Below are 21793 nucleotides of genomic sequence, written 5' to 3' on the forward strand. Positions count from 1 at the left end.
CGCTTATCGCGGAGATTGCCCTTCAAATATGATCTTACTTATAAATGTCTATCACATTTCCAGCTTCCACGCAGAGACGATCAAAGTCTTCGCGCTTGATCCGGATACCGCCACTACGGTAACGATTAAGCGTATCTTCCGCTTGCACTTCCGTATCGTTAACAGTAATCCGACTGTTGTCAGAGCCCGTAAGGTGATAAATAAATTCCACCTTAGTACCGGCATACTCAAAGCTAAAGTGCATTCCGTCCAGTGACTCCGGCAGAATTGGGTCGATGATTAAATCCCCGCCTTCCGTACGGATCCCCAGTGCATTGGAGATTAACTGGTTCATGTAGATCCCAGGACCGCTGGAATAGATTCTCCATCCACCTTTGACCGCTACATCACCATTACGCAGCTTATCGAAATTCTCCTGTGCCTCATAACGGGTGTTAAATTTACCATCCGAGCTGCTGAAATAAGAGTTAGCCTGACGTAGTTCAGCGTTTGGCACCACGTCACGGATTCCGATCGGATTGATCGCCGCTAGGCCATTCCAGACCTGATCGGTTTTCCCTAGCTTAGCCATAGCTTCTACATAACGGATGTGGGCATGTACATATTGAAGCCCAATTTCCCGACCAAAGTTAGAAGCTTGCTCCGCACGTTTGAAATGAGTGCTAACGCCGCCAACGTATTGTGCTGGACGGTTCATCAGACGAACGCCGTCTGGGCAGAACAATTTATCCTGGATCACTTCATAGTGCGCTTCGGCTTGTTCTGGTGTAAGCAGCTCACTGATCATACTGCGCGTCATTGGCAGCAAACGGTATTGAATTCCGGTTTCTGTATCGCTTGGATGTACCATAAGCTTCACCTGCTCAGGGTCCTCCATATACAGGAATCCAGGAATTACCTCAGATTGGAGCATATGAGTGTTGAAATCCTCACGGATTCCCTCTACCATCGCTTTCAGCTCTTCAGAACCTGCTGGATCAACTTTATGGAGCACTTCAGAGAACTGATTCAATGTCTGATAAGTAAGCGCCACTGTCCAGCTACTCACCATGTACTGCTTCAGCTGTGGATTTGCCGGCTGGAGTGTATCATCCCAGTCTCCATCACCGTAAGAAGACAAATGCGTGTCATGCAGGAAGTGATTCTTAATATAAGCAACTTCCTTCCGTGCATGATCCAGCAGCGTCGCTTTTTCCTCTGTAAAATCAAAGCTATGCTTACGAGTGTACGGCACAGTCGCCTGCAAAATGCTGTAGTCTTGCGTTACTGCCAAATAGTCTCCAAGCACTTTGAGTGGCCATACAATAATATCTCCATGGCTCTCCTCTTGCTGAATCTTCGTATATTTATCAAACATGAACCACTGCGGCCAGTTACCATCATCTTCATATTGATGAGCATACAGGGTCAGCAATATCTCACGAACTTGATCGTATTTTTGCGTAGCCATGAAGTATTCTACTGGTCCTTGACACACGTCACGGGTTCCCCAAGCAGCGCCGCCGTATTGTTCCAATCCGTGAGGAACTGAATAATGGACGAGCATATTATGGGTATACCACCAAGCCAGAGCATTTACCTTAAACAGCTCGCCTTCCGCCCCATCACCTAACGTCAGACGGAAGCCATTCATAACCCCGCTATAGAACTCACGGTATGCGGAAATCTCTTCTTCAGCTGTACGACTGCTCGATTGAATCTCCTTACCATCCAGAAGACCTTGAATGTTCAATGTCCACTCACTGCTCTCCGACAGTTCCAGAACTGCTAGCGGTGCATCGGTCTGCTCAGCATGAGAGACAAGTCTACCTTCATTTTGAAGAGTAAAATCTGCTCCCTGTACCTGGAATTTATATTGCAGATCAGGATATTCTCCTGCACTTAGTGCGCTTCTGTCAGCCGAGAAGGTTACGATTCCCTCTTCTTGCTTGAATTGATATGGAAGCTCGTATTCGTTAACGTTCATCGTGATTTGGTTAGTGACTAGATAGCGATAAGCTTTTCCGCTTTCGGTACGCACATTCAGGAATATCTCTGGAGAATCTGCAGTAGTGTAGTTCGTAATAATGAAGCATTCGCCATCAGTTCTGTAATACCAACGGGCATAGTTGAAACCAACCTCGAATAGAGAAGGCATGGTCAACAGACGGTATTCACCATTCCACTGCACATAGATACGTTGTCCTGAAGCTTTCGGAATGTTAAGTGCATTTCTCGCATTGGTCATGAGTTTGTTGAAATTAGTATTACCAATAACGATTTGAGAGTTAAATATTCCGTACATATAGGAAGTCGTAGTGATGACCTTATCGTTAAGTCGGGCATTATCCCCACTCATTAGAATATGGCCATGAGGACGCTCTACCTTAAGTTCCTTCTCTTTCAATACAACATGCTCATAATTTTCCGTGAAGAAAGACAGAAGCTGGTCTCCCTCTCTCTCTTCTTGATAACGAACCGGGAACAAGGCATCGATCTCTTCGTCCGTCAGAGAGTTTGCAGCCAGAGGCGCACCCAGCTCTTTCGTTAGGAAAGAACGCTCGAGCGTTGCTTCAACTTCTAAAGGCAACTCTTTTACAGTTTCCCAAGCCGCAGTAACATCCTTCGCGAATTCTAACGAGGTGATCGCTTCTGGATGATCTTGCTTGAACAATCCATAAAATACAAATCGGGCTTCCCCGCTCAGCTTCACCCGCTCCGATTGCAGCGCAGTATAAGCGAATTCATATTGATAGATTTCATTACTTAATTGATCACGACTCAGGCTTTCCGGTTGATTGGTCTCTTTATAAGACAATCCAAAGAATTGGAAACCATCCGTTGAGAAGCTTGTTGCTTTAGTGATTGCACCCTGTTGTAGATATGGAAATTTGCCACCTTGCGGTTGATTCTGTCTGGAGCATACTACATATCCCTTTGACTGATCCTCGAATACGGCATGATCAATATACTGTGACAGGTAGGCTTCATTACTGCGAACAGCACCAATATCGGCAATACCCACATCTTGTCCGTACACGAGATCCACATCTGCGTCTTGCCCTGAAAGCTTCACATCCCAGAACCAAGCGCCTTGAGCCGTCGGAGTAAAAATAACCTGATACTCAATTTTTTCCGCAGTACCTTCCCAAACCAAGCGGTTCCCAGCCTTACGTACAGTACTTGAAGAATGAATGCCAAGCAAAGGAACAGCTTGAATGCTTCCATTACTATGAATGCGTAAATATAGATTGGATAAGGAGCCATCCACAATATTAGGCAGCAATTGATTGATCATTGTCCGTTCATGGAGAACTTGGAACAAGTCCCCACTGTTTGTAAAAGTGAATGATAAGTCTCCAGCTTTTAAATGGATGTTAGAATTCATATTAGTAGTCATATTCTTGCGCTCCTCTAGTACGACAGCCTGTGTCGTGTATATTCTACTTAAGCTAATGTTAAGCGAAAATCGCGATCTTTAACCTCTTGGCTATTTGGACCCACAAACAATTTGAATTGTCCCGGATCACTGCTAAAGCTTAAGTCGCTATGATAGTAACGAAGCTGTTCTTCCGTAAGCGTAAAGCTCACTTCCTTGCTTTCTCCCGGGGAGAGGCTGATCTTGGCAAAGTCTTTCAGTTCCTTCATCGGTCTGACAACTTCTCCTGAAATGTCTCGGATATAGAGCTGCACTACCTCTTCTCCTTGTACATTGCCTGTATTCGTCACCGTAACAGTTACTTTAATAGGCTGATCGTTCGTCATTATTTCACCGGAAAGAATCGGTTCACTGTAGCTAAATGTCGTATAACTAAGACCAAAGCCAAATGGCAGGAACGGCTCGTTAGGAATGTCCAGATATTGTGAGACATAACGTTTGTCCGCACCCGGTACATGTAGAGGACGTCCAGTGTTGAAATGATTGTAATAGACCGGAATTTGTCCAACAGATACAGGGAAAGACATCGTTAATCTTCCTGACGGATTCTCGTCACCATACAGTAGACTGGTAATCGCCGCGCCGCCCTCGCTTCCCGGGAACCAAGCTTCCAGAATAGCATCCGCGTTCTCGATCACACCGCTAAGATCCAGTGGGCGTCCGTTAAACAACACCACAACAACAGGCTTACCCAGCTTCTTCATACGTTGCAAAAGTTCACGCTGCGCTTCCGGCAAGCGGATATCTGAACGACTTCCAGCTTCTCCGCTCATATCCGAATGTTCTCCAAGCGCCAGCACAATCACATCGGCTTCCAGCGCTGCCGCTTTCGCCTCCAGCCATTGCTCTTCTGTAAAGCTCTCAATCCCGGAGCCTTCTGCAACGGTAACCTTACCTGCAGCTGCACGAGCTTCAAGAGCTGGAGCAAGGCGGCTAGCTTCTTCTGTTGAACCCAACCAGGACCATGGTCCAAGAATATCTCCGTTACTAGCAAACGGTCCGATTAGCGCAATCCGCTGCTCTGTCGCAAGCGGCAGAACCTGATCATTCTTCAGTAGAACGCAGGATTTAACCGCTAATTCTCTCGCTGCTGTCCGGTGAGCCTCACAGAAAATCACCTCGCGCTCTTTCTCTATATCTGCCCCACGTAACGGATTCTCAAACAAACCCAGTCTTTGCTTCAATTTCAAAATACGAAGTACGGCTTCATCAATGATACTTTCATCCACTTGCCCATCAGCTACAAGAGATGGCAATTGGTGAACATAACACTCTGTCATCATCTCGATATCCACGCTAGCCTTGATAGCTTTAAGCGCTGCTTCAGCCTCGTCCTCGGCGACACCATGCGGGATCAGTTCCTTCACCGCGCCCCAATCCGAGATCAACACACCGTCAAAGCCCCATTCCTCACGCAGCAGTTGACGAAGCAGCTTAACGTTTCCGCTTATTGGAATCCCGTCAATCGTGTTGAAAGAAGTCATAACCATTTCTGCGCCCTCATCCAGTGCTGCACGATAAGCTGGCAGATAATATTCCCGTAGCTGACGTTCTGATAAATCGACCGTATTATAATCCCGTCCGCCTTCAGATAGACCATAGGCCGCAAAGTGCTTAACGCAAGCCGCCAGACGATTTACATCATCCGTCAAGTCATTCCCCTGAAATCCGCGTACAAATGCACGGGCAAACCTACCATTCAAATAAGGATCTTCACCAGTAGACTCCATCACTCGTCCCCAGCGCGGGTCTCGAACAAGGTCCGCCATAGGTGCAAAAGTGACGTGTACACCGGAGACTGCCGCTTCTTTAGCCGCAATCTCGGCGCTTAGCTCTGCTCGCTCCATATCCCAAGAGCAGCCAATCGCCAATGGCACCGGAAAAATCGTCTTAAAGCCGTGCACGATATCCGCCATCATCAACAATGGAATACCCAATCTATTTTTACGTAAATGAGCTTCTTGGACGGCTATGACTTGCTCTGCGCCCGATAGTCCAAGTACTGAACCACTGTTCTCAATCATGTGATCTGTAATCCCCATGGATGCCATAGGACCAGTAATTTGGCCTCCTTCTTCCGCTCCTTCATAAAAATTTGCCGCAAGCTGCTGCAATTGTGCTATTTTCTCCTCAAGCGTCATCTGGTTTAGCAGCGACGTCAGTTGCTGGTCTTTCATCTCAAATCCTCCATAATATCTCTTTCTGTAATTGCTCATTATTCTTTGTTGTACAAGAAATCAAAAGTTGTCTTCAGATGTTCCTCCCAGAATCCCCATTCATGCGTTCCCGGGGTCTCAACATATTGAAAGCTATACGGACTCGCTTGCATATGAGAAGCAAATTCCCGGTTCATCTCCACAAATGGATCTTCCGAACCACAGCAAGTCAGAATCGAAGGCAACTTACGGTTATCGTTGACCAATTTAGCCGCTAAAGCATATAGATCTTGATCCGGCTTAACTTGTAAGCGGTTTCCGAAAGTGCCTGCCATCTCCCTCGCCATATCCGGAGACATCTGCGGGTCTTTCAATCTTTTCTGAATATCTGTAACACCCGATAAAGAAACTACTTTGCTGTATCGTTCGGGATAGGTAAGCGCACATTTCAGGGCCCCATACCCGCCCATCGACAGACCGGCAACGTATGTCTTTTGCGGATCATCATCCAGTCTCATCATTCGGCCACAAAGCTCAGGAAGCTCATGCGTAATATAGTGGAAGTAATCTAGTCCGTACTCCATATCTGTATAATAACTTCTGCCTACCTGAGGCATTATGACTGTGCAGCCATACTTGTTAGCATACTGCTCAATGGTAGTCAGCCGGTACCAAGTGCTAGCATTATCACCAGCACCATGCAACAGATAGAGCGTTCCTCCGGTGGTGTTGCCCGAATCGACAGGGGAGATTATACTGATGGACGTTGTCATTCTTAAGGTAGGAGAACCGGTCTCAACGGTTAGAAGTGCCATATGTCATCTCCTTACGGAACCTTTTATTAAAAATATAAATAAGTATATGCTTACGCTATAAAATATCCTTCTATTTCTCGCTCAAACGATTACCGTCCTTATAAGGACGCCGAAGGCTTTTATGCTTATATATTAATCTTCTTACAAGATCCTCGCTTAACCAAAACAGACTCGAATACCACATGTTTGTTCTCCGATTGTCCCGAGATCAGATCAAACAGAATTTCAACACTGGCTTTCGCCATATCCACCCCAGGTTGGCTGATCGTATCCAGCGATGGGTGATAGTATTCTGCCATCTCTATACCGTCAAATCCGATGATCGAAATATCATTTGGAATCGATAGACCCAAAGACAATAAAGCTTTGGCAGCTCCGATAGCAATAGTATCTGATGCGGCAAACACAGCGGTGATGTCTTTTTTCTTATTGAGCAGTCTTTTCGTAGCCGTAAAGCCAGAACTTGGACTGTATTCACAATCCTCTACCAAGGAAGCATCATACTCAATCCCATGATCCTCAAGCGCCTTGATATAACCCATAAGACGACGGTTACCGGTAGTATGCTGAACCAAAGGAAATCTGGCCAAAAAGCAAATGTTCCGGTGTCCAAGTGAGATCAGATAGCTCACAGCTTTATAAGACTCTTGCATATCATCAATGATCACACTGGAGAATACAGCAGGATCAACATCCTTCGTAGTCGTGATGGTAGTCAAAACAAATGGGATCGGCAATTGTTTGAATTTTTCTTCAGAATGGTCATATGTACCACCCATAAAGATTACCCCGTACAAATTCTTTTCCTTTACGAGCTGAAGAGCAGCATTGATCTCATCCACACCATCTTCAACATGCTGGATCAGAAGCGGGCAGCCGCGCAGATTCACTTGACGCTCTACTTCTTTGATCATGTCTGCAAAAAACGGGTTTGCAATTCCCTTAACCATAAGCGCTATCGTATTAGAACGCGTTTTTTTCAGATTGCTTGCATTTCCATTTGGAATGTAATTATGTTCTCTTACAACAGCCATTACTTTAGCTCTGGTTGCATCACTTACGACACCGGAGTTATTAATTACCCTGGAAACCGTGGCGATACCAACTCCTGATAGCCTTGCAATATCCTTGATATTCATAATTTCTCCTGTTTCACCCCTATAATGAGCTCCCCCTTCATCTGATAAAATCAGCTTAGTGGAAACCCCTGAAATGATGGGAAACGTTTCCCATGACATCATTTTGACTGTTTTCGTATTCAAATCGCTTAATACGTTCATTATGGACAGATATTTTTTAGAAGTCAACCTATGTTTTTTGATAAAAACCAACTCACGTTTCGATTTTATATTAATTTTTCAAGGAGTTTGGTGCTAATTACTAGTTTCCCCGCTTTAATTGACTTTAAAATAAGAATAGAATACCATCAAATTAGCTATTTAATATCTACTAGAGGAAACGTTTCCACCTTGTTTTCAATTATATCGACTACTAAATCATCTAATCTCAGCTTGGAATCTTAGAGAGAGAGGGCTACATTTTATGTTAAACATGACTCGCTTCGAAGCTCAGATCCGTGAACGTGGATTGAATGTGTTCAATGTTCGCGTGCTTCAAAATGGAACTCTTGTGGGCAAAATGGATCTCGCAGAGGATATTCGGCGCTTGCAGCATTCGGTCAGCAAATCTTTTACATGCATGGCGGTGGGCCTGGCCATCGAAGAAGGAAAGCTAACACTAGATACAACATTAAAAGATGTGTTTCCGGATTACGCATTCACTCATAAGCAAGCCCTTCCCTCGATGCAGCCTGGTGAATTGACTTTGTTCGATTTACTGCGAATGAGCACAGGTCATGATTCCCCTCCATTTTGGGCTGAAGAGAGATTAGCATTGAAGGACGTAAACTGGATACAACATTATCTATCTCTGCCATTGGACAGAAGTCCCGGGGAACAGTTTACCTACAGCAGTGGGGATACCATTATGATCTCTGCAATGGTACAGGCCAGTGTCGGACAAACCGTAAAAGATTACCTCGTTCCCCGTCTCTTTGCCCCACTAGGCATTGAAAATGTCGATTGGGAAATGACCCCTCAAGGAATCACCCTAGGTTGTGCTGGTCTTCAGATTAACACGGAAGAATTAAGCCGATTTGGACAGCTTCTTTTGCAAAAAGGAGTATGGCAAGGGCAGCAGCTTATTCCTGCAGCTTGGATCGATTTTGTCACGCAAAAGCAGATCGAAAATAATGGCGACGGCGATTGGGGCCAAGGGTACGGCTGTCAATTCTGGCTGTGCACGCACGATGCTTATCGTGCTGATGGCGCTTACGGACAATTCTGTATTGTTGCACCGGATGCTCAAGTAGTAATAGCTATTAACAGTATGGAAGATAATTTGCAAGCTATACTAGACACTGTCTGGGAGGAAATCTGGCCGCTTCTTTAGGTGGGTATATGCAAGATAGGCTTCTCGGCAGCTTTTTTTCGTATAATTAGGCCAACCAGAATTATTGGGTTGGCCTTTTTGAGAGGAATTAGGGAAAAACTCCCTGTATTTAGCCGATAATTTCTAAAAATGAATAAAATGAAGGAAATCCTCCCTAATAATCGAGAGAATTTCTATATAAGCCAACGAATTAGCTAAATTACAGGGAGAATTTCCCTGATTATTAGTTTATTGAGCAGAAATCTCTGGATTATAGGGAGATATTCCCTAATTATCTATTAGAGCTTCGTTTTCTTTGATGCAGGGTGCTCTGTACGCAAAAACAGCCCTCCCGAAGAAAGGCTGTTACTTGCCCCGAGCGGGATGCAGCCCTTTCGGGCTGACTGCGAAGCTGATCCTATCGATGCTTTTGCTCCGGCGAACCACCCGGGCTTCTCTTCCCACGTACGCAAAAACAGCCCTCCCGAAGGAAGGCTGTTACTTGCCCCGAGCGGGATGCAGCCCTTTCGGGCTGACTGCGAAGCTATTTCTATCGATGCTTTTGCTCCGGCGAACCACCCGGGCTTCTCTTCCCACGTACGCAAAAACAGCCCTCCCGAAGGAAGGCTGTTACTTGACGTCCCGGAAGGGATTCGAACCCCTGACCGTGCGCTTAGAAGGCGCATGCTCTATCCAGCTGAGCTACCGGGACATATAAGAAATAATGATATGTATTGACGCAACGATACTCATTATACCGTATTCAGCAGATTTTTCAAGATCAAACATTTTGGAAAATAAGTCATCTTCATCCTGTTTTAATAATTACGAGGGTACCAAGCTATTTTCATAGCTCAAGGATACCCTCGTTTCTACTCTACTCCAAATTCCGAAAATGCTGCTCCAGCTGCTTTTTTAAATCTCCGTATGTCATTAATTCTCTCTGAAATTTAGAACGTTCATCTTCTGGTGACATAATCATACTGCCTGTAAACGCGCTCGAAGTCACATCTTTAAAAGCGTCATGCATATTGTTATCAAACCAATCGGTAGAAGTATCCGCATCGTTAGTGAGAATACGGACAATCTCGTATCCTTCCTCGCGCTGATCTTCTACGATATACACCAAAAGCGCAGGATCACTAACAGCACCTGGCAGCACCCCTACTTCTGCACAAGGTGCACCGTCATACTCCATCATTCTGCGAATCTTGGCATCTTTAATATAATACACCTGTCATCCTTCCCTCCTGGCAAATTCCTCTCTCCCCTAGTGTTCGGATAAGGACATACATTTTATGCCTTCCTTCGGCATATATCTGTATTACTTGGCAAAAAAGTAAGGACAACAATCGCACAATAAGAGAGGATGAACCATCATGTGCGGAATAACCGGATTTATCCAGTGGCGCGGAGATCTCACGCAGCACTCGCAGTTGCTGGTCAAAATGACTGAAACTTTAGCAAACCGCGGACCCGATGCAGCTGGAACTTGGATTTCAGGCCCCTGCGCATTCGGTCACCGCAGACTTAGCGTTATCGATCCAGAGAACGGCGCGCAGCCTATGATCACCCGCCATGAGGAACAGGTATATGCGATTGTGTACAACGGCGAATTATATAACGCACCCGAGCTCAAACAAGAGCTTAAGCAGCGTGGGCATCAATTCCGTACCCAATGTGACACCGAGGTTCTGCTGCATGCCTATATCGAATGGGGGCCGGATTGTGCAGAGAAGCTCAATGGAATCTTTGCCTTTGCGGTGTGGGACGGTCTTCGAGATCAGGTCTTTTTTGCACGTGACCGCTTAGGTGTGAAGCCCCTGTTCTATAGTAAGGTGGATGATGTCTTAGTTTTTGGCTCAGAGCCTAAGGCACTCCTGCAGCACCCCAAGGTACAGCCTCTCGTAGGTCCCGAAGGATTAGCAGAAATCTTTATTGTCGGCCCAGCCCGTACTCCCGGTCATGGTGTATATAAGGATATGCAGGAACTTCGTCCGGGGCATGCCATGATCTATAGTCGCGAAGGTCTGCGCAGTTATGCTTATTGGAAGCTGGAAAGCGCAAAACACACTGACAATGAAACAGAGACAGCCGCTAAGGTGCGTGAACTGCTGCAGGATACGCTCGAACGTCAACTGGTTTCAGATGTTCCTGTTTGCTCCCTCTTGTCGGGAGGGCTGGATTCCAGTGCGCTAACAGCACTTGCAGTCGATTACTACAACCGAAACGGTCAGGGACGAGTGGATACGTATTCCGTCGATTATGTCGATAACGACAAGCACTTTAAGAGTCATACTTTTCAGCCCGGTGCAGACGGACCGTGGATTAAGCGAATGGTCGATGAATTAAATACAAACCATCACTATATCTCATTTGATACGCCGGAGCTTGTAGAAGCACTTGATAATGCCCTGTACACACGTGATTTACCTGGGATGACCGATGTGGACTCTTCTTTATATTTATTTTGCCGCGAGATTAAAAAGAATGCTACTGTAGCCATTTCCGGTGAAGCTGCCGATGAGATTTTTGGCGGATATCCTTGGTTCCATCGGGAGGAGATGCTCTCCTCAGGTACTTTCCCTTGGTCAGTTGCCCCTAAAATGCGCGCAAGTCTATTATCCCCTGAAGTCAATGAATGGATTCGGCCGCTTGAATATTTGGGTGACAGATACAGTGATGCAGTGGCAGAAGTTCCAAAATTGGATGGGGAGACAGGTAAACAAGCACAAATGCGCGTAATGTCCTATTTAAACATCACCCGCTTCATGCCTACTTTGCTCGACCGTAAGGACCGAATGAGTATGGGCGCCGGACTAGAGGTACGTGTTCCTTATTGTGATCATCGCCTCGTTCAATATGTCTTTAATATTCCTTGGGAAATCAAGAACTTGAATGGTCGTGAAAAAGGGATTTTGCGCAAGGCACTTGAAGGCATTCTTCCCGACGATGTGCTATATCGTAAAAAAAGTCCTTACCCGAAAACCCACAATCCAACCTATTTAAATGCCGTACGAACACAAGTATTGAACATTCTAGATGACTCTACTTCGCCTATACTCCCTTTAATTGATGCTGCCAAAATCCGTGAGATCGCCGCTTCCCCAGAATCCTCTACCAATCTCCCTTGGTTCGGTCAGCTCATGTCCGGTCCTCAGCTCTTTGCGTATCTGGCGCAAGTAGATCTCTGGCTGCGAAAATATAACGTCTCCATCCAATAGGCACTTGAAAAATAAGAGGTAAACAACAAACCAAACAGCAAGTCTCCTTATCCGGTGACTTGCTGTTTGGTTTGTTTTCGCATTTTTTAAAAATTAAAATTATCAGGATCTGGACCAAACCGGTGATCTTGGTTCAGATCTTCGATGGCTTTGACGTCCTCATCGCTTAGCGTGAAGTCAAAGAATCCTGCATTCTCCTTGATTCGATCGGCACTCACCGATTTTGGAATCGTAATGACGCCTTGCTGTAAATCCCAACGAAGGACAATTTGTGCGGGGGTTTTACCATACTTTTCAGCCAGCTCGTTGAGGAGGGGGAGATCAAGATTCCCTTGCATTAGCGGACTCCAAGCCTCAAGCTGAATGCCTTGCTCATTGGCATACTTCAGCAGCTCGCGCTGAGTTAGCAGCGGATGGAATTCCACCTGATTCACCACTGGCACTACTCCCGTATCCTCGATGATCTCCTTCAGATGATGAATCTGAAAATTACTCACACCGATGGACTTGATGAGGCCCTCTTTTTGCAAATGAATTAGGGCTTTCCATGTCTCCCGATACTTTCCTGCCACCGGCCAGTGTATAAGATACAAATCTATATAATCCAGCCCCAGCTTACGCCGGCTAACCTCGAATGCTTTCAGTGTTGATTCATAGCCTTGATCAGGGTTGCGTACTTTCGTCGTAATAAACAGTTCATCACGGGCCACTCCACATTCACGAATAGCTTGTCCAACGCCATCTTCGTTATTATAACCGGCAGCCGTATCAATACTGCGATATCCTAATTCTATTGCGGTTTTGACCGCATGAATAACCTCTTCTCCATCCTTAGTCTTATATACGCCAAGACCCAGCCACGGCATGGTCACTCCATCATTTAAAGTGGGTCCACCCGAGAACGGTGCGTTCAATTCACTCATCGTATAGCCCTCCAAATATATTATTTATTTCGTTAATCTTACTTAACCTAATTTTAAACTTCAGAAGCAAGCGCTACCACAAGAGTATAGCAGACTGCTTCATCATTCCCAATATTCTAATAAAAAAACGGAGGCCTAAGCCCCCGCTCCTTTTTATTTCTCTATTAGTTTAAAATCATCGAAATGGAATTCTGGAGAAACAATACAGGATACTAGCGTCGGCTCTTTGCCTAACGTGCGAGCTGCCTGCCATACGCCTGCTGGAACGACAACCTGAGGCTGTTGACCTGCTGCAATATCGAGACCCAGAATAACTTCCTGCACATCCTCAGGCTTATCTCCACTACCTCCAAGACTAAGCACTATTGGACTACCGGAATGCCATAACCAGACTTCATCGGACAATACAGTATGCCAGTCAGATTGTTCGCCCTCGTGAAGCAGAAAATAAATTGAAGAGGCCGAATGACGCGAGCCGGAGTAGCTATCGCCGAGCACTTCTTGCGATATTTCAAATTCGGAGTTCCAAAGTCTTTTGTACCAACCGCCCTCAACGTGAGGCTGTAGTCCGAGCAGTTCAACTAGCGGTGAGATTTCTTTTTGTGTCACGGTAGCTTCTCTCCTTCAAAGTTTGCATAAGCAACAATAGCTTCGTATGCATAAGGTTGTTTTTGCTTTTTACTTTAACGGAAGAAGCCCGAATTGTAAAATCTATTTACTGTCCTTGCTCGCTTTAAATACTTCAGCAATCGCGCCAAGACTTCCCAGCGTTTCAACAGCACTTGTTGGCAAGAACACTTTATTCGCAGGACCTTTTGCGATTTCAGCCAGAGCCTCGAAGGAGCGATAAGCGAGCACCTGCTCATCCAGACCTGCTGAACGAATCAGCTCAATGCGTGATTTTTCCGCTTCAGCCACCGCTTGAATCGCTTTGGCTTCACCATGAGCTTCCAGCTCCTGAGCTTGCCGTGAACCCTCTGCTTGACGGATTCGTGCTTCCTTGTCGCCTTCCGCTTTCAGAATCTTGCTCTGCTTATCCCCTTCAGCACGCAGGATCATATCCTGCTTGGCAGCTTCCGCTTCCAAAACAATCGCACGTTTGCTCCGCTCTGCTTTCATTTGCTTATCCATCGCTTCTTGAATATCCAGCGGTGGCTTGATATCGATAACTTCCACACGCTCGATCCGTACGCCCCACTTCTCAGTAGCCTCATCAAGCGCCAAGCGAATATCAGTCGAGATTTTTTCACGCCCTGACAGCGTTTCATCCAATTCAAGCTTACCGATAATTTGCCGCATCGTTGCCGTCGAGATGTTTCTTACCCCATATACATAATCGGAGATTCCATAAGTTGCTTCCTCTGGTCCGACGACCTGATAGAAAATAATCGTGTCGATCTGCACCTGCACGTTATCCTTTGTGATTACCGTTTGCGGAGGTACGTTCGCTTGTTGAATCCGCAGGTCATGGTACGTACGCACCTGATCAATTACAGGAATCAGAATGTTCAGCCCTGGTGTCAGCAGCCGATTGAATTTACCCAGACGTTCCACTACGCCTACCCGTTGTTGTGGTACGATTTTGACCGTTAATGCCACAAACACTACGACTACCACCAGAATAATTGTAATTATTGCCCATTCCATTAGTTCATGTCCCCCCATCGTTCTACCTCAATAATCGTCGTGCCTCTCTTCACTACTCTTACCAATTCATCCTTGCTCAGTGACTCGTCAGAGCTCGCGCTCCACGTATCTCCTCCTACCTTCACTTGCCCGTAGCGCCCCTGCTCAATCGGCTCAATAACGACACCTTGCCTGCCGACGATTTCCGTACCTGTATCCTTGAATCCACGTGAACTACGAAATTTAGAAACCAGTGGTTTCGAGAATAAGGTCAAACCAAGCGCGACCAGTGAGCCGACCACCACCTGAAGCAAAATAGAATCGGGAACGAATAACGACAACACGCCTCCAGCCAACGCGCCAATACTAAGCCATAGCAGATAAAAAGTAAGCGTCATCATCTCTACAACAAACAGGACACCGGCTGCGATCAACCAAAACACAACCATCGGTGAACCCACCACCTTCCATATGATACTACTATAACGAAAAGAAACAGCGATGCGTTGCGTAATTCCGTAAAATAATTGCAGGCATGTATATAATTTATATTCATTACATCTGAGGTTATGTGTTCTGCATGAGTTTTCTGAAAAAGAGGACAGGCACCTTTTCTATCGAAGTTCCCCTCATTAAGCACCCAATAATTATAAAAATGTCCCCCTACATTACCGAATTTTATCCCTAGCTTAATCGCTCTCTATGCTTGAAAATAAGAAATGCCTCCACCCATATATATGAAATTAATCCTAATTATTCAACTCCCAACCAACTCTTCTACCCATCTTACCCTCTACCAGCATTGTTATATCTACAAGTTTATCAGAAAAGGAATTCTTAGAACGGCAATTTAGAAAGCGCTTACTTATTGTGTAATGCTTCATGAGGACGCTATTTTTTTGCTGCTAAATCTATGAATTGGATGTCGGTAGAATGAGAGATACGCACAGGTGAAGGTACAGATCCATTTTAAACTGCGGGAGGTGAACATCGGGATTTCTTGCCGAAAAGATTTCGAACTACACATTAAACCTCGGAGGTAGAAAATCAATGATATTCATGAAAAAAAGTTCACGCAAAACCTTTGCGATCGCGATGATCGCCGCGCTTGTTCTGACCCTTTTTTCAGCCCTAGGTAGTAGTGCTAAAACGGCCAACGCTGCAGAGGATTATAAACTGGTTGGTTATTACGCTTCTTGGGCCGCTTATGGGCGGGCTTACAATGTATCCGATATTGATCCTACCAAAATGAATGTCATTAACTACGCCTTCGCTGATATTTGTTGGAATGGCATTCACGGCAACCCCGACCCAACTGGTCCGAATCCAGTAACCTGGAGCTGTCAAAATGAACAAGCACAGCCCATTAACGTTCCAAACGGTACAATTGTGCTCGGTGACCCGTGGATTGATAGCGGTAAGAGCTTTGGGGATGACAAATGGGATGACCCTATCAAAGGTAACCTGAAGCAGCTGTGGAAGCTGAAAGAAAAGAACCCGAACCTGAAGACGTTGATCTCCGTCGGAGGCTGGACCTGGTCGAACCGATTCTCTGATGTGGCGGCTACGGCTGCAACCCGTGAGGTTTTTGCCAACTCAGCGGTAGACTTCATTCGTAAATATAAAATGGACGGTGTCGATCTCGACTGGGAGTACCCAGTTAGCGGTGGGCTTGCAGGCAACAGCTACCGTCCCGAAGACAAGGAGAACTATGTCCTTCTTCTGCAAAAAATCCGCGAGAAACTAAATGCTGCCGGTCAGACCGACGGCAAAACCTACCTGCTGACCATTGCTTCCGGCGCAGGCCCGACATACGTGAATAACAATAATCTTGCAGGTATTGCTTCCATTGTCGATTGGATCAATATTATGACCTATGACTTCAACGGAAGCTGGAATAAGACTACAGGTCACAATGCTCCATTGTACTATGATCCTGCCGCTTCTGCGTCAGGCCTAACCGAACCGCAAAACTTCAACATCGACAAAGCGGTAACCAGCTATTTAGCTAATGGCGTACCCGCGAACAAGTTAGTGCTCGGCATGGGATTCTATGGCCGTGGTTGGGGCGGCGCTCCTGCAGCAGGAAATGGCCAATATCAATTGTCTGCTGGCATTTCGTCCACGGGTACATGGGAGAAAGGCAGTTATGATTTCTACGATCTCGAAGCTAATTATATTAACAAAAACGGCTATACCCGTTATTGGAATGATGTTTCTAAAGTGCCCTATCTCTATAATCCAACTAACCAAACCTATATCAGTTATGACGACGTAGAATCCTTTGGCCATAAAATCAGTTATCTCAAATCAAAAGGCCTAACAGGCGCCATGTTCTGGGAGACAAGCGGTGACAGGAACAAAACCCTGACCAACAAACTAAACGCCGATCTTGGCGGCGGAGTAGTGCAACCGACTCCGACTCCATCGGCTACTCCAACCACTACACCAACGCCAACACCTACGGCAACTCCAACCACTACACCGACACCGACACCGACACCGACGGTAACCCCAACCCCGACGGCTACTCCGGGTCAATGTGCAGCGGCATGGAACCAGACAGCTGTATATACTGGCGGTCAGCAAGTTTCTTACAATGGTTCAGTCTATGAAGCTAAATGGTGGACTCAAGGCGATCGTCCCGACCTTAGCGGTGCTACTGGAGTCTGGAAATTCATAAACGTATGCGGGACAGCAACTCCGGCTCCGACGGCAACAGTGGCACCAACCGCAACTCCCACACCAACGGCCACTGTAACACCGACAGCAACTCCAACACCAACTGCAACTGTAGCACCGACAGCAACTCCGGCGCCAACCGCAACTGTAGCACCGACCCCCGGGAGTTCTAGCTGGATTGCAGGAACCGCTTACAAAACGGGTGATATCGTTAGCTACAACGCCAAAACGTATACTTGCCTCCAGCCCCATACTTCACTTCAAGGCTGGGAACCGGCGACCACACCCGCACTCTGGAAGCTGAATTAAGACTCATTATTAACGCGAAAGGATCACCGTTTCTATCTACTCTCGCAGTCATATTATCCCTTTTGGAGGAATGTTAAATGAATATAAGTACACGTAATAGGCGAAGTAAATCCGCACGCTACATTGCGGCCTTAATGAGCGCCATCATTCTGCTTCCGCTATATACAAGTGCAGGTGGATCGTCGCAAGTAGCCTTAGCGGCAGGGACAACACCTACTGCTCCCGCTCCCGCTGCAGATCATCCACGTAAAATTGTTGCTTACTTCCCGGAGTGGGGAGATCAGGAGAATAAAGGATTTTATACTGTCGACAAAATACCGTGGGACAAAATCACTCACATTAACTATGCGTTCGCCAAGGTAAACGCTCAAACGAACAAAATTGATCTGATGGACCGTACAGCAGCTATCGAAAAAGATTATCCCGGCCAACTAACGAATTTGCCGTATAAAGGACATTTTAATCAACTCGTAAAGTATAAGCAGTTATATCCCGATGTCCGCACTCTGATTTCGGTTGGTGGTTGGTCGGGTTCTGGTGGTTTTTATAACATGGCCAATTCGGAAGCTGGCCGCGAGACGTTTGCGAATAGTGTCGTAGATTTTCTACGAACCTACCAGTTTAACGGTGTAGACATTGATTGGGAGTACCCATCCGGTACCGGCCAATCAGGTAACCCGAATGACTTCGGTGTGGCTGAGCCACTGCGCACAGTGAATTACAACAACTATGTTCTCCTCATGAAAAAGCTTCGTGAAAAGCTGGATCAGGCAGGCGCACAGGACAATCAAAAATATGACCTAACCGTCGCCGCAACCGCCTCCTCTTGGATTCTAGGCGGGATGAAGCTCGGGGAAGCTAACCAGTATTTGGACTGGGCGAATCTTATGACCTATGATTTCCACGGCGCGTGGAATGGATATGTAGGGCCGCATTCCGCCCTGTATCCAGATTCTCGCGATACCGAAACAGCTGCACTAGGCACTCCGGTTCTGAATACCGACTGGGCCGTTCGATACTATTTGGGTACGCTTCCTCCGGAAAAAATCGTCATCGGAGTTCCTTACTACTCACGTGGCTGGAAGAATGTGAATGGAGGCATCAACAACACCGGTCTTTACGGTACAGCTCCTACAACCGGAGGCGGAGCAGACGGCATTTACGGAATCTGGAACGATCCTGCACCAGAGCAGCCTGCTGGCGCAAATCCTATCTGGCATGTGCTGAACCTGCTCAAAGATCCAGCGAACAAACGTTATTTCGATCCCGTTACCAAAACTCCATACTTGTTCAACGCAGATAAGAAGGTCTTTCTTACTTATGAAGATAAGGAGTCACTCGGCTACAAACTGGATTATATCAAGCAAAAAGGATTGGGAGGGATGATGTTCTGGGAGTTGACAGGCGATTACGCTGAAAAGAGTGATGGCACTTATACGTATGGCAACTCGTTGACCGATTTTGCCTATGACCAGCTTAAGACAGCCTCTCTGCCAGGTGGAACTCCGAAGCCACAACTACCTGCACCTACGAACTTCAGTCTTAGCTTCAGTGGCGCTTACGATCATCCGAATTATACCTACTCCCTCAAAATAACGAATAACACAGGCACAGATATCGCCGGTGGTTGGAAGCTTGAATTCGATCTACCGACAACCACCACCCTGACTTCTGCATGGGGAGCTGGTACTGTAGAGCAAATCTCTACAGCTTGGGACTTTAATCGCTACCGGATTACCGGGACGGCTTCCCAAACGATTGCAAACGGAGCCACGCTGGAAGTTCCGGGTATGATGAAGCTGAACTTCTCGGGCGGGCCGCAACGCATTACGCTGAACGGAAGCTCGTCCCAGCAGGAGTACGAGAAGTTGTATGGAGGCATCACTCCAACTCCTACTCCGACAGCAACACCAACAGCTACCCCAACCGCGACACCGACTGCAACACCAACACCGCTGCCTACCGCAACGCCGACAGCTACCGTGACTCCTACTCCAACACCTACTGCAACCGTGACTCCAACACCTACACCGGGACAATGTTCGGCAGCGACGTGGAGTGCGACAACCGTGTACACTGGCGGACAACGCGTTTCCTACAACGGTTCACTTTATGAAGCCAAGTGGTGGACGCAAGGAGATCGTCCAGATCTGAGCGGCGCTAATGGTGTCTGGAAATTCATCAGCGCATGCGAAACCGCAACATCTACACCTGCGGTAACTGTAGCTCCAACAGTGACGCCGACTTTGGCACCTACGGTGGCACCAACACCAACTGTTGTACCAACATCTACAGCTACCGCCACACCAACATCAACTCCGTTGCCTACCATTACACCTACTTCGGGAGGCTCTATTTGGGTAACAGGGGTTGCCTACAAAGTAGGCGACGTCGTCACCTATAACGGAAAAACATATTCATGCTTGCAGCCTCACACTTCCCTTCAAGGGTGGGAACCAGGTTCCACGCCTGCTCTTTGGAAGCTGTTATAATCCAGCCAATAAAAGGCTCTACATTAATATTTCCGAGTAATTTTACAACCTCTGAGTCTAGTGCTAATAGCGACTTTGGAGTCCGTTAAATTCTGAAATCATAAATGAAGCCACCTTTAAGATCAGCTGTGTCCGGTAATGGTCACGAACACGCAAAAAAACAGGGTGTCCAGCAGCCAATGGCTTTTGGACACCCTATTTTGTAAAAATACTCTATTCCTCAGCTAGTTCGCCTTCAGCTGCCAGCTTCTTCTCCAGCTTCTCTGTCAGCATTCGTAATGCAGCACCTCGATGGCTGATCTGCTGCTTCTCTTCCAGCGTAAGCTCGGCCATAGTTTTTTCATGCTCCGAGAGATAGAAGAGTGGGTCATAACCAAATCCGCCAGCACCGGAAGGTTCTGAGGTAATCCAGCCTTCCACCGCGCCTTCTGCGGTTAGCTCCTGTTTAGAAACCGGATCATACAGCGACAAAGTGCAGACAAACCTAGCTGTGCTCAGCAAAGGCTGGTCAGTGTCTTCCCCCTGCTTCAATCGCTCCAGCTCGCTAAGCAACTTCAGATTATTCTCTCCATCCGTAGCATCTTCCCCTGCATAACGCGCAGAGTACACACCCGGCTTGCCATCCAAAGCGTCTACACAAAGACCCGAATCATCAGCGAGGACCGGGATTCCAAGGGCATCACCTACAGCTTTGGATTTTTTAAAGGCGTTCTCGGCAAAAGTGGCTCCGTCTTCTACCACATCAGGCAGATCCGGATAATCGTACATACTTTTCACTGTCAGCCCCAGCGGAGCAAAAGCATGCTCGAATTCACGTACTTTCCCCTTATTCTTCGTCGCAACAATGAGAATGCCGCCGTCAGACCTCATGTTACACCTCTTGGCCCGGCTGGCCGGAAGGGATTTTGAGAGCAATTGCTCCCAGCGCTTCTTTCTGCGCAGCAATCAGTTCATAAATTCCCTTCTCACCTAGACCTAGCAAAAGATCAAGCTCTTGACGCGTGAACGGTCTTTCTTCGCCAGTGCCCTGAAGTTCAACAAAAGCACCGCCGCCGGTCATAACTACATTCATATCTACTTTTGCTTTGGAATCTTCTTCATAATTCAAATCGAGCAGCGTTTTATCCCCTACAACACCGACACTGATTGCCCCTAAGAAATCTGTTATAGGAAACACAGGCAGCTTGTGCTGAAGTGCAATTTTGTTAATAGCAAACGCCATAGCAACAAAAGCACCTGTAATCGAAGCGGTCCGCGTACCACCATCCGCCTGAATTACATCACAGTCCAGCGTAATACTACGCTCGCCTAACGCATGCAAATTCACTACGGAACGAAGCGCTCGTCCGATCAGCCGTTGGATCTCCATAGTCCGTCCGGTAAGCTTACCGCGTGCAGCTTCACGCTGATTACGGGATTGAGTTGCCCGAGGAAGCATCGAATATTCAGCGGTTACCCAACCTTTTCCTTGTCCTTTAAGAAATGGAGGCACTTTTTCCTCCACAGTAGCCGTACAAATGACTTTGGTATCTCCCATTTCAATGATCACGGAGCCCTCAGCATATTTATTCGTTTGGGTCGTTATTGTCAGCGGCCGTAATTGGTCGTCGTTTCGCCCGTTTGATCTCATCTTTTCTGCCTCCTACATCGTATAGCTAAAAGTTTAGCGTGAGTCCCATTTCCCCCGTCATAATTACTGATTAGCACAATGCTTGGGA

The 21793-nt window shown here is 46.7% G+C and carries 16 protein-coding genes and 1 tRNA gene; 4 read left to right on the top strand and 13 right to left on the bottom strand.

Annotation, left to right across the window (positions count from 1 at the left end):
* Positions 1-34: 34 nt before the first annotated feature.
* From NST74_RS23735 to NST74_RS23750, 4 genes are all read right to left on the bottom strand, one after another.
* Positions 35-3379 (bottom strand): GH36-type glycosyl hydrolase domain-containing protein, encoded by a 3345-nt coding sequence (locus NST74_RS23735; protein ID WP_341114736.1) that lies wholly within the window; start codon positions 3377-3379, stop codon positions 35-37.
* Positions 3380-3426: 47 nt separating this feature from the next.
* Positions 3427-5595 carry a beta-glucosidase BglX gene (bglX, locus tag NST74_RS23740; RefSeq protein ID WP_341114737.1) on the bottom strand — a complete coding sequence of 723 codons (2169 nt, stop codon included), beginning with the start codon at positions 5593-5595 and terminating at the stop codon, positions 3427-3429.
* Positions 5596-5633: 38 nt separating this feature from the next.
* Positions 5634-6389 carry an alpha/beta hydrolase gene (locus NST74_RS23745; protein WP_341114738.1) on the bottom strand — a complete coding sequence of 252 codons (756 nt, stop codon included), beginning with the start codon at positions 6387-6389 and terminating at the stop codon, positions 5634-5636.
* Between the two features lie 125 nt (positions 6390-6514).
* Entirely contained in the window at positions 6515-7528 is a 1014-nt protein-coding gene (locus tag NST74_RS23750) for a LacI family DNA-binding transcriptional regulator (RefSeq protein WP_042132423.1), read from the bottom strand.
* A 412-nt stretch (positions 7529-7940) separates the two neighbouring features.
* Between NST74_RS23750 and NST74_RS23755 the strand changes: the two genes are divergently transcribed.
* On the top strand, positions 7941-8840 hold the full coding sequence (locus NST74_RS23755; RefSeq protein WP_341114739.1) for a serine hydrolase domain-containing protein: 900 nt from the start codon (positions 7941-7943) through the stop codon (positions 8838-8840).
* 278 nt (positions 8841-9118) lie between these two features.
* Here NST74_RS23755 and NST74_RS23760 read toward each other — a convergent pair whose 3' ends face one another.
* The 3 genes from NST74_RS23760 to NST74_RS23770 all read right to left on the bottom strand — a co-directional run bounded on the left by NST74_RS23760 (position 9119) and on the right by NST74_RS23770 (position 10053).
* Positions 9119-9424, bottom strand: coding sequence for a hypothetical protein (locus NST74_RS23760; protein WP_341114740.1), 306 nt, complete (start codon positions 9422-9424; stop codon positions 9119-9121).
* 33 nt (positions 9425-9457) lie between these two features.
* Positions 9458-9531, bottom strand: a tRNA-Arg gene (locus NST74_RS23765).
* Positions 9532-9696: 165 nt separating this feature from the next.
* A complete protein-coding gene (locus NST74_RS23770) occupies positions 9697-10053 on the bottom strand; it encodes a hypothetical protein (RefSeq protein ID WP_042130688.1) in 357 nt (118 codons plus the stop codon).
* A gap of 145 nt (positions 10054-10198) precedes the next feature.
* Between NST74_RS23770 and asnB the strand changes: the two genes are divergently transcribed.
* A complete protein-coding gene (gene asnB, locus NST74_RS23775) occupies positions 10199-12043 on the top strand; it encodes an asparagine synthase (glutamine-hydrolyzing) (protein ID WP_341114742.1) in 1845 nt (614 codons plus the stop codon).
* 86 nt (positions 12044-12129) lie between these two features.
* On the opposite strand, the gene NST74_RS23780 is transcribed toward asnB, so the two are convergent.
* From NST74_RS23780 to NST74_RS23795, 4 genes are all read right to left on the bottom strand, one after another.
* The gene (locus NST74_RS23780; protein ID WP_341114743.1) at positions 12130-12966 is read right to left on the bottom strand and encodes an aldo/keto reductase; all 837 of its coding nucleotides are present in this window, start codon (positions 12964-12966) and stop codon (positions 12130-12132) included.
* Between the two features lie 153 nt (positions 12967-13119).
* Positions 13120-13575, bottom strand: coding sequence for a cupin domain-containing protein (locus NST74_RS23785; RefSeq protein WP_042130702.1), 456 nt, complete (start codon positions 13573-13575; stop codon positions 13120-13122).
* A 102-nt stretch (positions 13576-13677) separates the two neighbouring features.
* The gene (locus tag NST74_RS23790; RefSeq protein ID WP_042130704.1) at positions 13678-14613 is read right to left on the bottom strand and encodes an SPFH domain-containing protein; all 936 of its coding nucleotides are present in this window, start codon (positions 14611-14613) and stop codon (positions 13678-13680) included.
* Complete coding sequence (locus NST74_RS23795) at positions 14613-15041, bottom strand: NfeD family protein (protein WP_341114745.1); 429 nt, start codon at positions 15039-15041, stop codon at positions 14613-14615. Before NST74_RS23795 ends, NST74_RS23790 begins: the two co-directional genes overlap by 1 nt.
* A 601-nt stretch (positions 15042-15642) precedes the next feature.
* On the opposite strand from NST74_RS23795, the gene NST74_RS23800 reads away from it, so the two are divergent.
* A complete protein-coding gene (locus tag NST74_RS23800; protein WP_341114747.1) occupies positions 15643-17583 on the top strand; it encodes a glycosyl hydrolase family 18 protein in 1941 nt (646 codons plus the stop codon).
* 77 nt (positions 17584-17660) lie between these two features.
* A complete protein-coding gene (locus NST74_RS23805) occupies positions 17661-20075 on the top strand; it encodes a glycosyl hydrolase family 18 protein (protein ID WP_341114749.1) in 2415 nt (804 codons plus the stop codon).
* Between the two features lie 213 nt (positions 20076-20288).
* On the opposite strand, the gene NST74_RS23810 is transcribed toward NST74_RS23805, so the two are convergent.
* Together NST74_RS23810 and rph are read right to left on the bottom strand one after the other, a co-directional pair.
* Complete coding sequence (locus tag NST74_RS23810) at positions 20289-20945, bottom strand: XTP/dITP diphosphatase (protein WP_341114751.1); 657 nt, start codon at positions 20943-20945, stop codon at positions 20289-20291.
* Between the two features lies 1 nt (position 20946).
* The gene (gene rph, locus NST74_RS23815; protein ID WP_076286052.1) at positions 20947-21705 is read right to left on the bottom strand and encodes a ribonuclease PH; all 759 of its coding nucleotides are present in this window, start codon (positions 21703-21705) and stop codon (positions 20947-20949) included.
* Between the last annotated feature and the right edge of the window lie 88 nt (positions 21706-21793).

This window comes from Paenibacillus sp. FSL F4-0125 (genome assembly GCF_038008565.1).
Lineage (GTDB): Bacteria > Bacillota > Bacilli > Paenibacillales > Paenibacillaceae > Paenibacillus_AQ.

What these genes read in the sequence shown, in the direction of transcription:
- NST74_RS23810 (WP_341114751.1), bottom strand. Translation starts at nt 20,945, where the DNA reads ATGAGGTCTGACGGCGGCATTCTCATTGTTGCGACGAAGAATAAGGGG.
- NST74_RS23745 (WP_341114738.1), bottom strand. Translation starts at nt 6,389, where the DNA reads ATGGCACTTCTAACCGTTGAGACCGGTTCTCCTACCTTAAGAATGACA.
- NST74_RS23805 (WP_341114749.1), top strand. Translation starts at nt 17,661, where the DNA reads ATGAATATAAGTACACGTAATAGGCGAAGTAAATCCGCACGCTACATT.
- bglX (WP_341114737.1), bottom strand. Translation starts at nt 5,595, where the DNA reads ATGAAAGACCAGCAACTGACGTCGCTGCTAAACCAGATGACGCTTGAG.
- asnB (WP_341114742.1), top strand. Translation starts at nt 10,199, where the DNA reads ATGTGCGGAATAACCGGATTTATCCAGTGGCGCGGAGATCTCACGCAG.
- NST74_RS23790 (WP_042130704.1), bottom strand. Translation starts at nt 14,613, where the DNA reads ATGGAATGGGCAATAATTACAATTATTCTGGTGGTAGTCGTAGTGTTT.
- NST74_RS23780 (WP_341114743.1), bottom strand. Translation starts at nt 12,966, where the DNA reads ATGAGTGAATTGAACGCACCGTTCTCGGGTGGACCCACTTTAAATGAT.
- NST74_RS23735 (WP_341114736.1), bottom strand. Translation starts at nt 3,379, where the DNA reads ATGACTACTAATATGAATTCTAACATCCATTTAAAAGCTGGAGACTTA.
- NST74_RS23800 (WP_341114747.1), top strand. Translation starts at nt 15,643, where the DNA reads ATGATATTCATGAAAAAAAGTTCACGCAAAACCTTTGCGATCGCGATG.
- NST74_RS23755 (WP_341114739.1), top strand. Translation starts at nt 7,941, where the DNA reads ATGACTCGCTTCGAAGCTCAGATCCGTGAACGTGGATTGAATGTGTTC.
- rph (WP_076286052.1), bottom strand. Translation starts at nt 21,705, where the DNA reads ATGAGATCAAACGGGCGAAACGACGACCAATTACGGCCGCTGACAATA.
- NST74_RS23750 (WP_042132423.1), bottom strand. Translation starts at nt 7,528, where the DNA reads ATGAATATCAAGGATATTGCAAGGCTATCAGGAGTTGGTATCGCCACG.
- NST74_RS23795 (WP_341114745.1), bottom strand. Translation starts at nt 15,041, where the DNA reads ATGGTTGTGTTTTGGTTGATCGCAGCCGGTGTCCTGTTTGTTGTAGAG.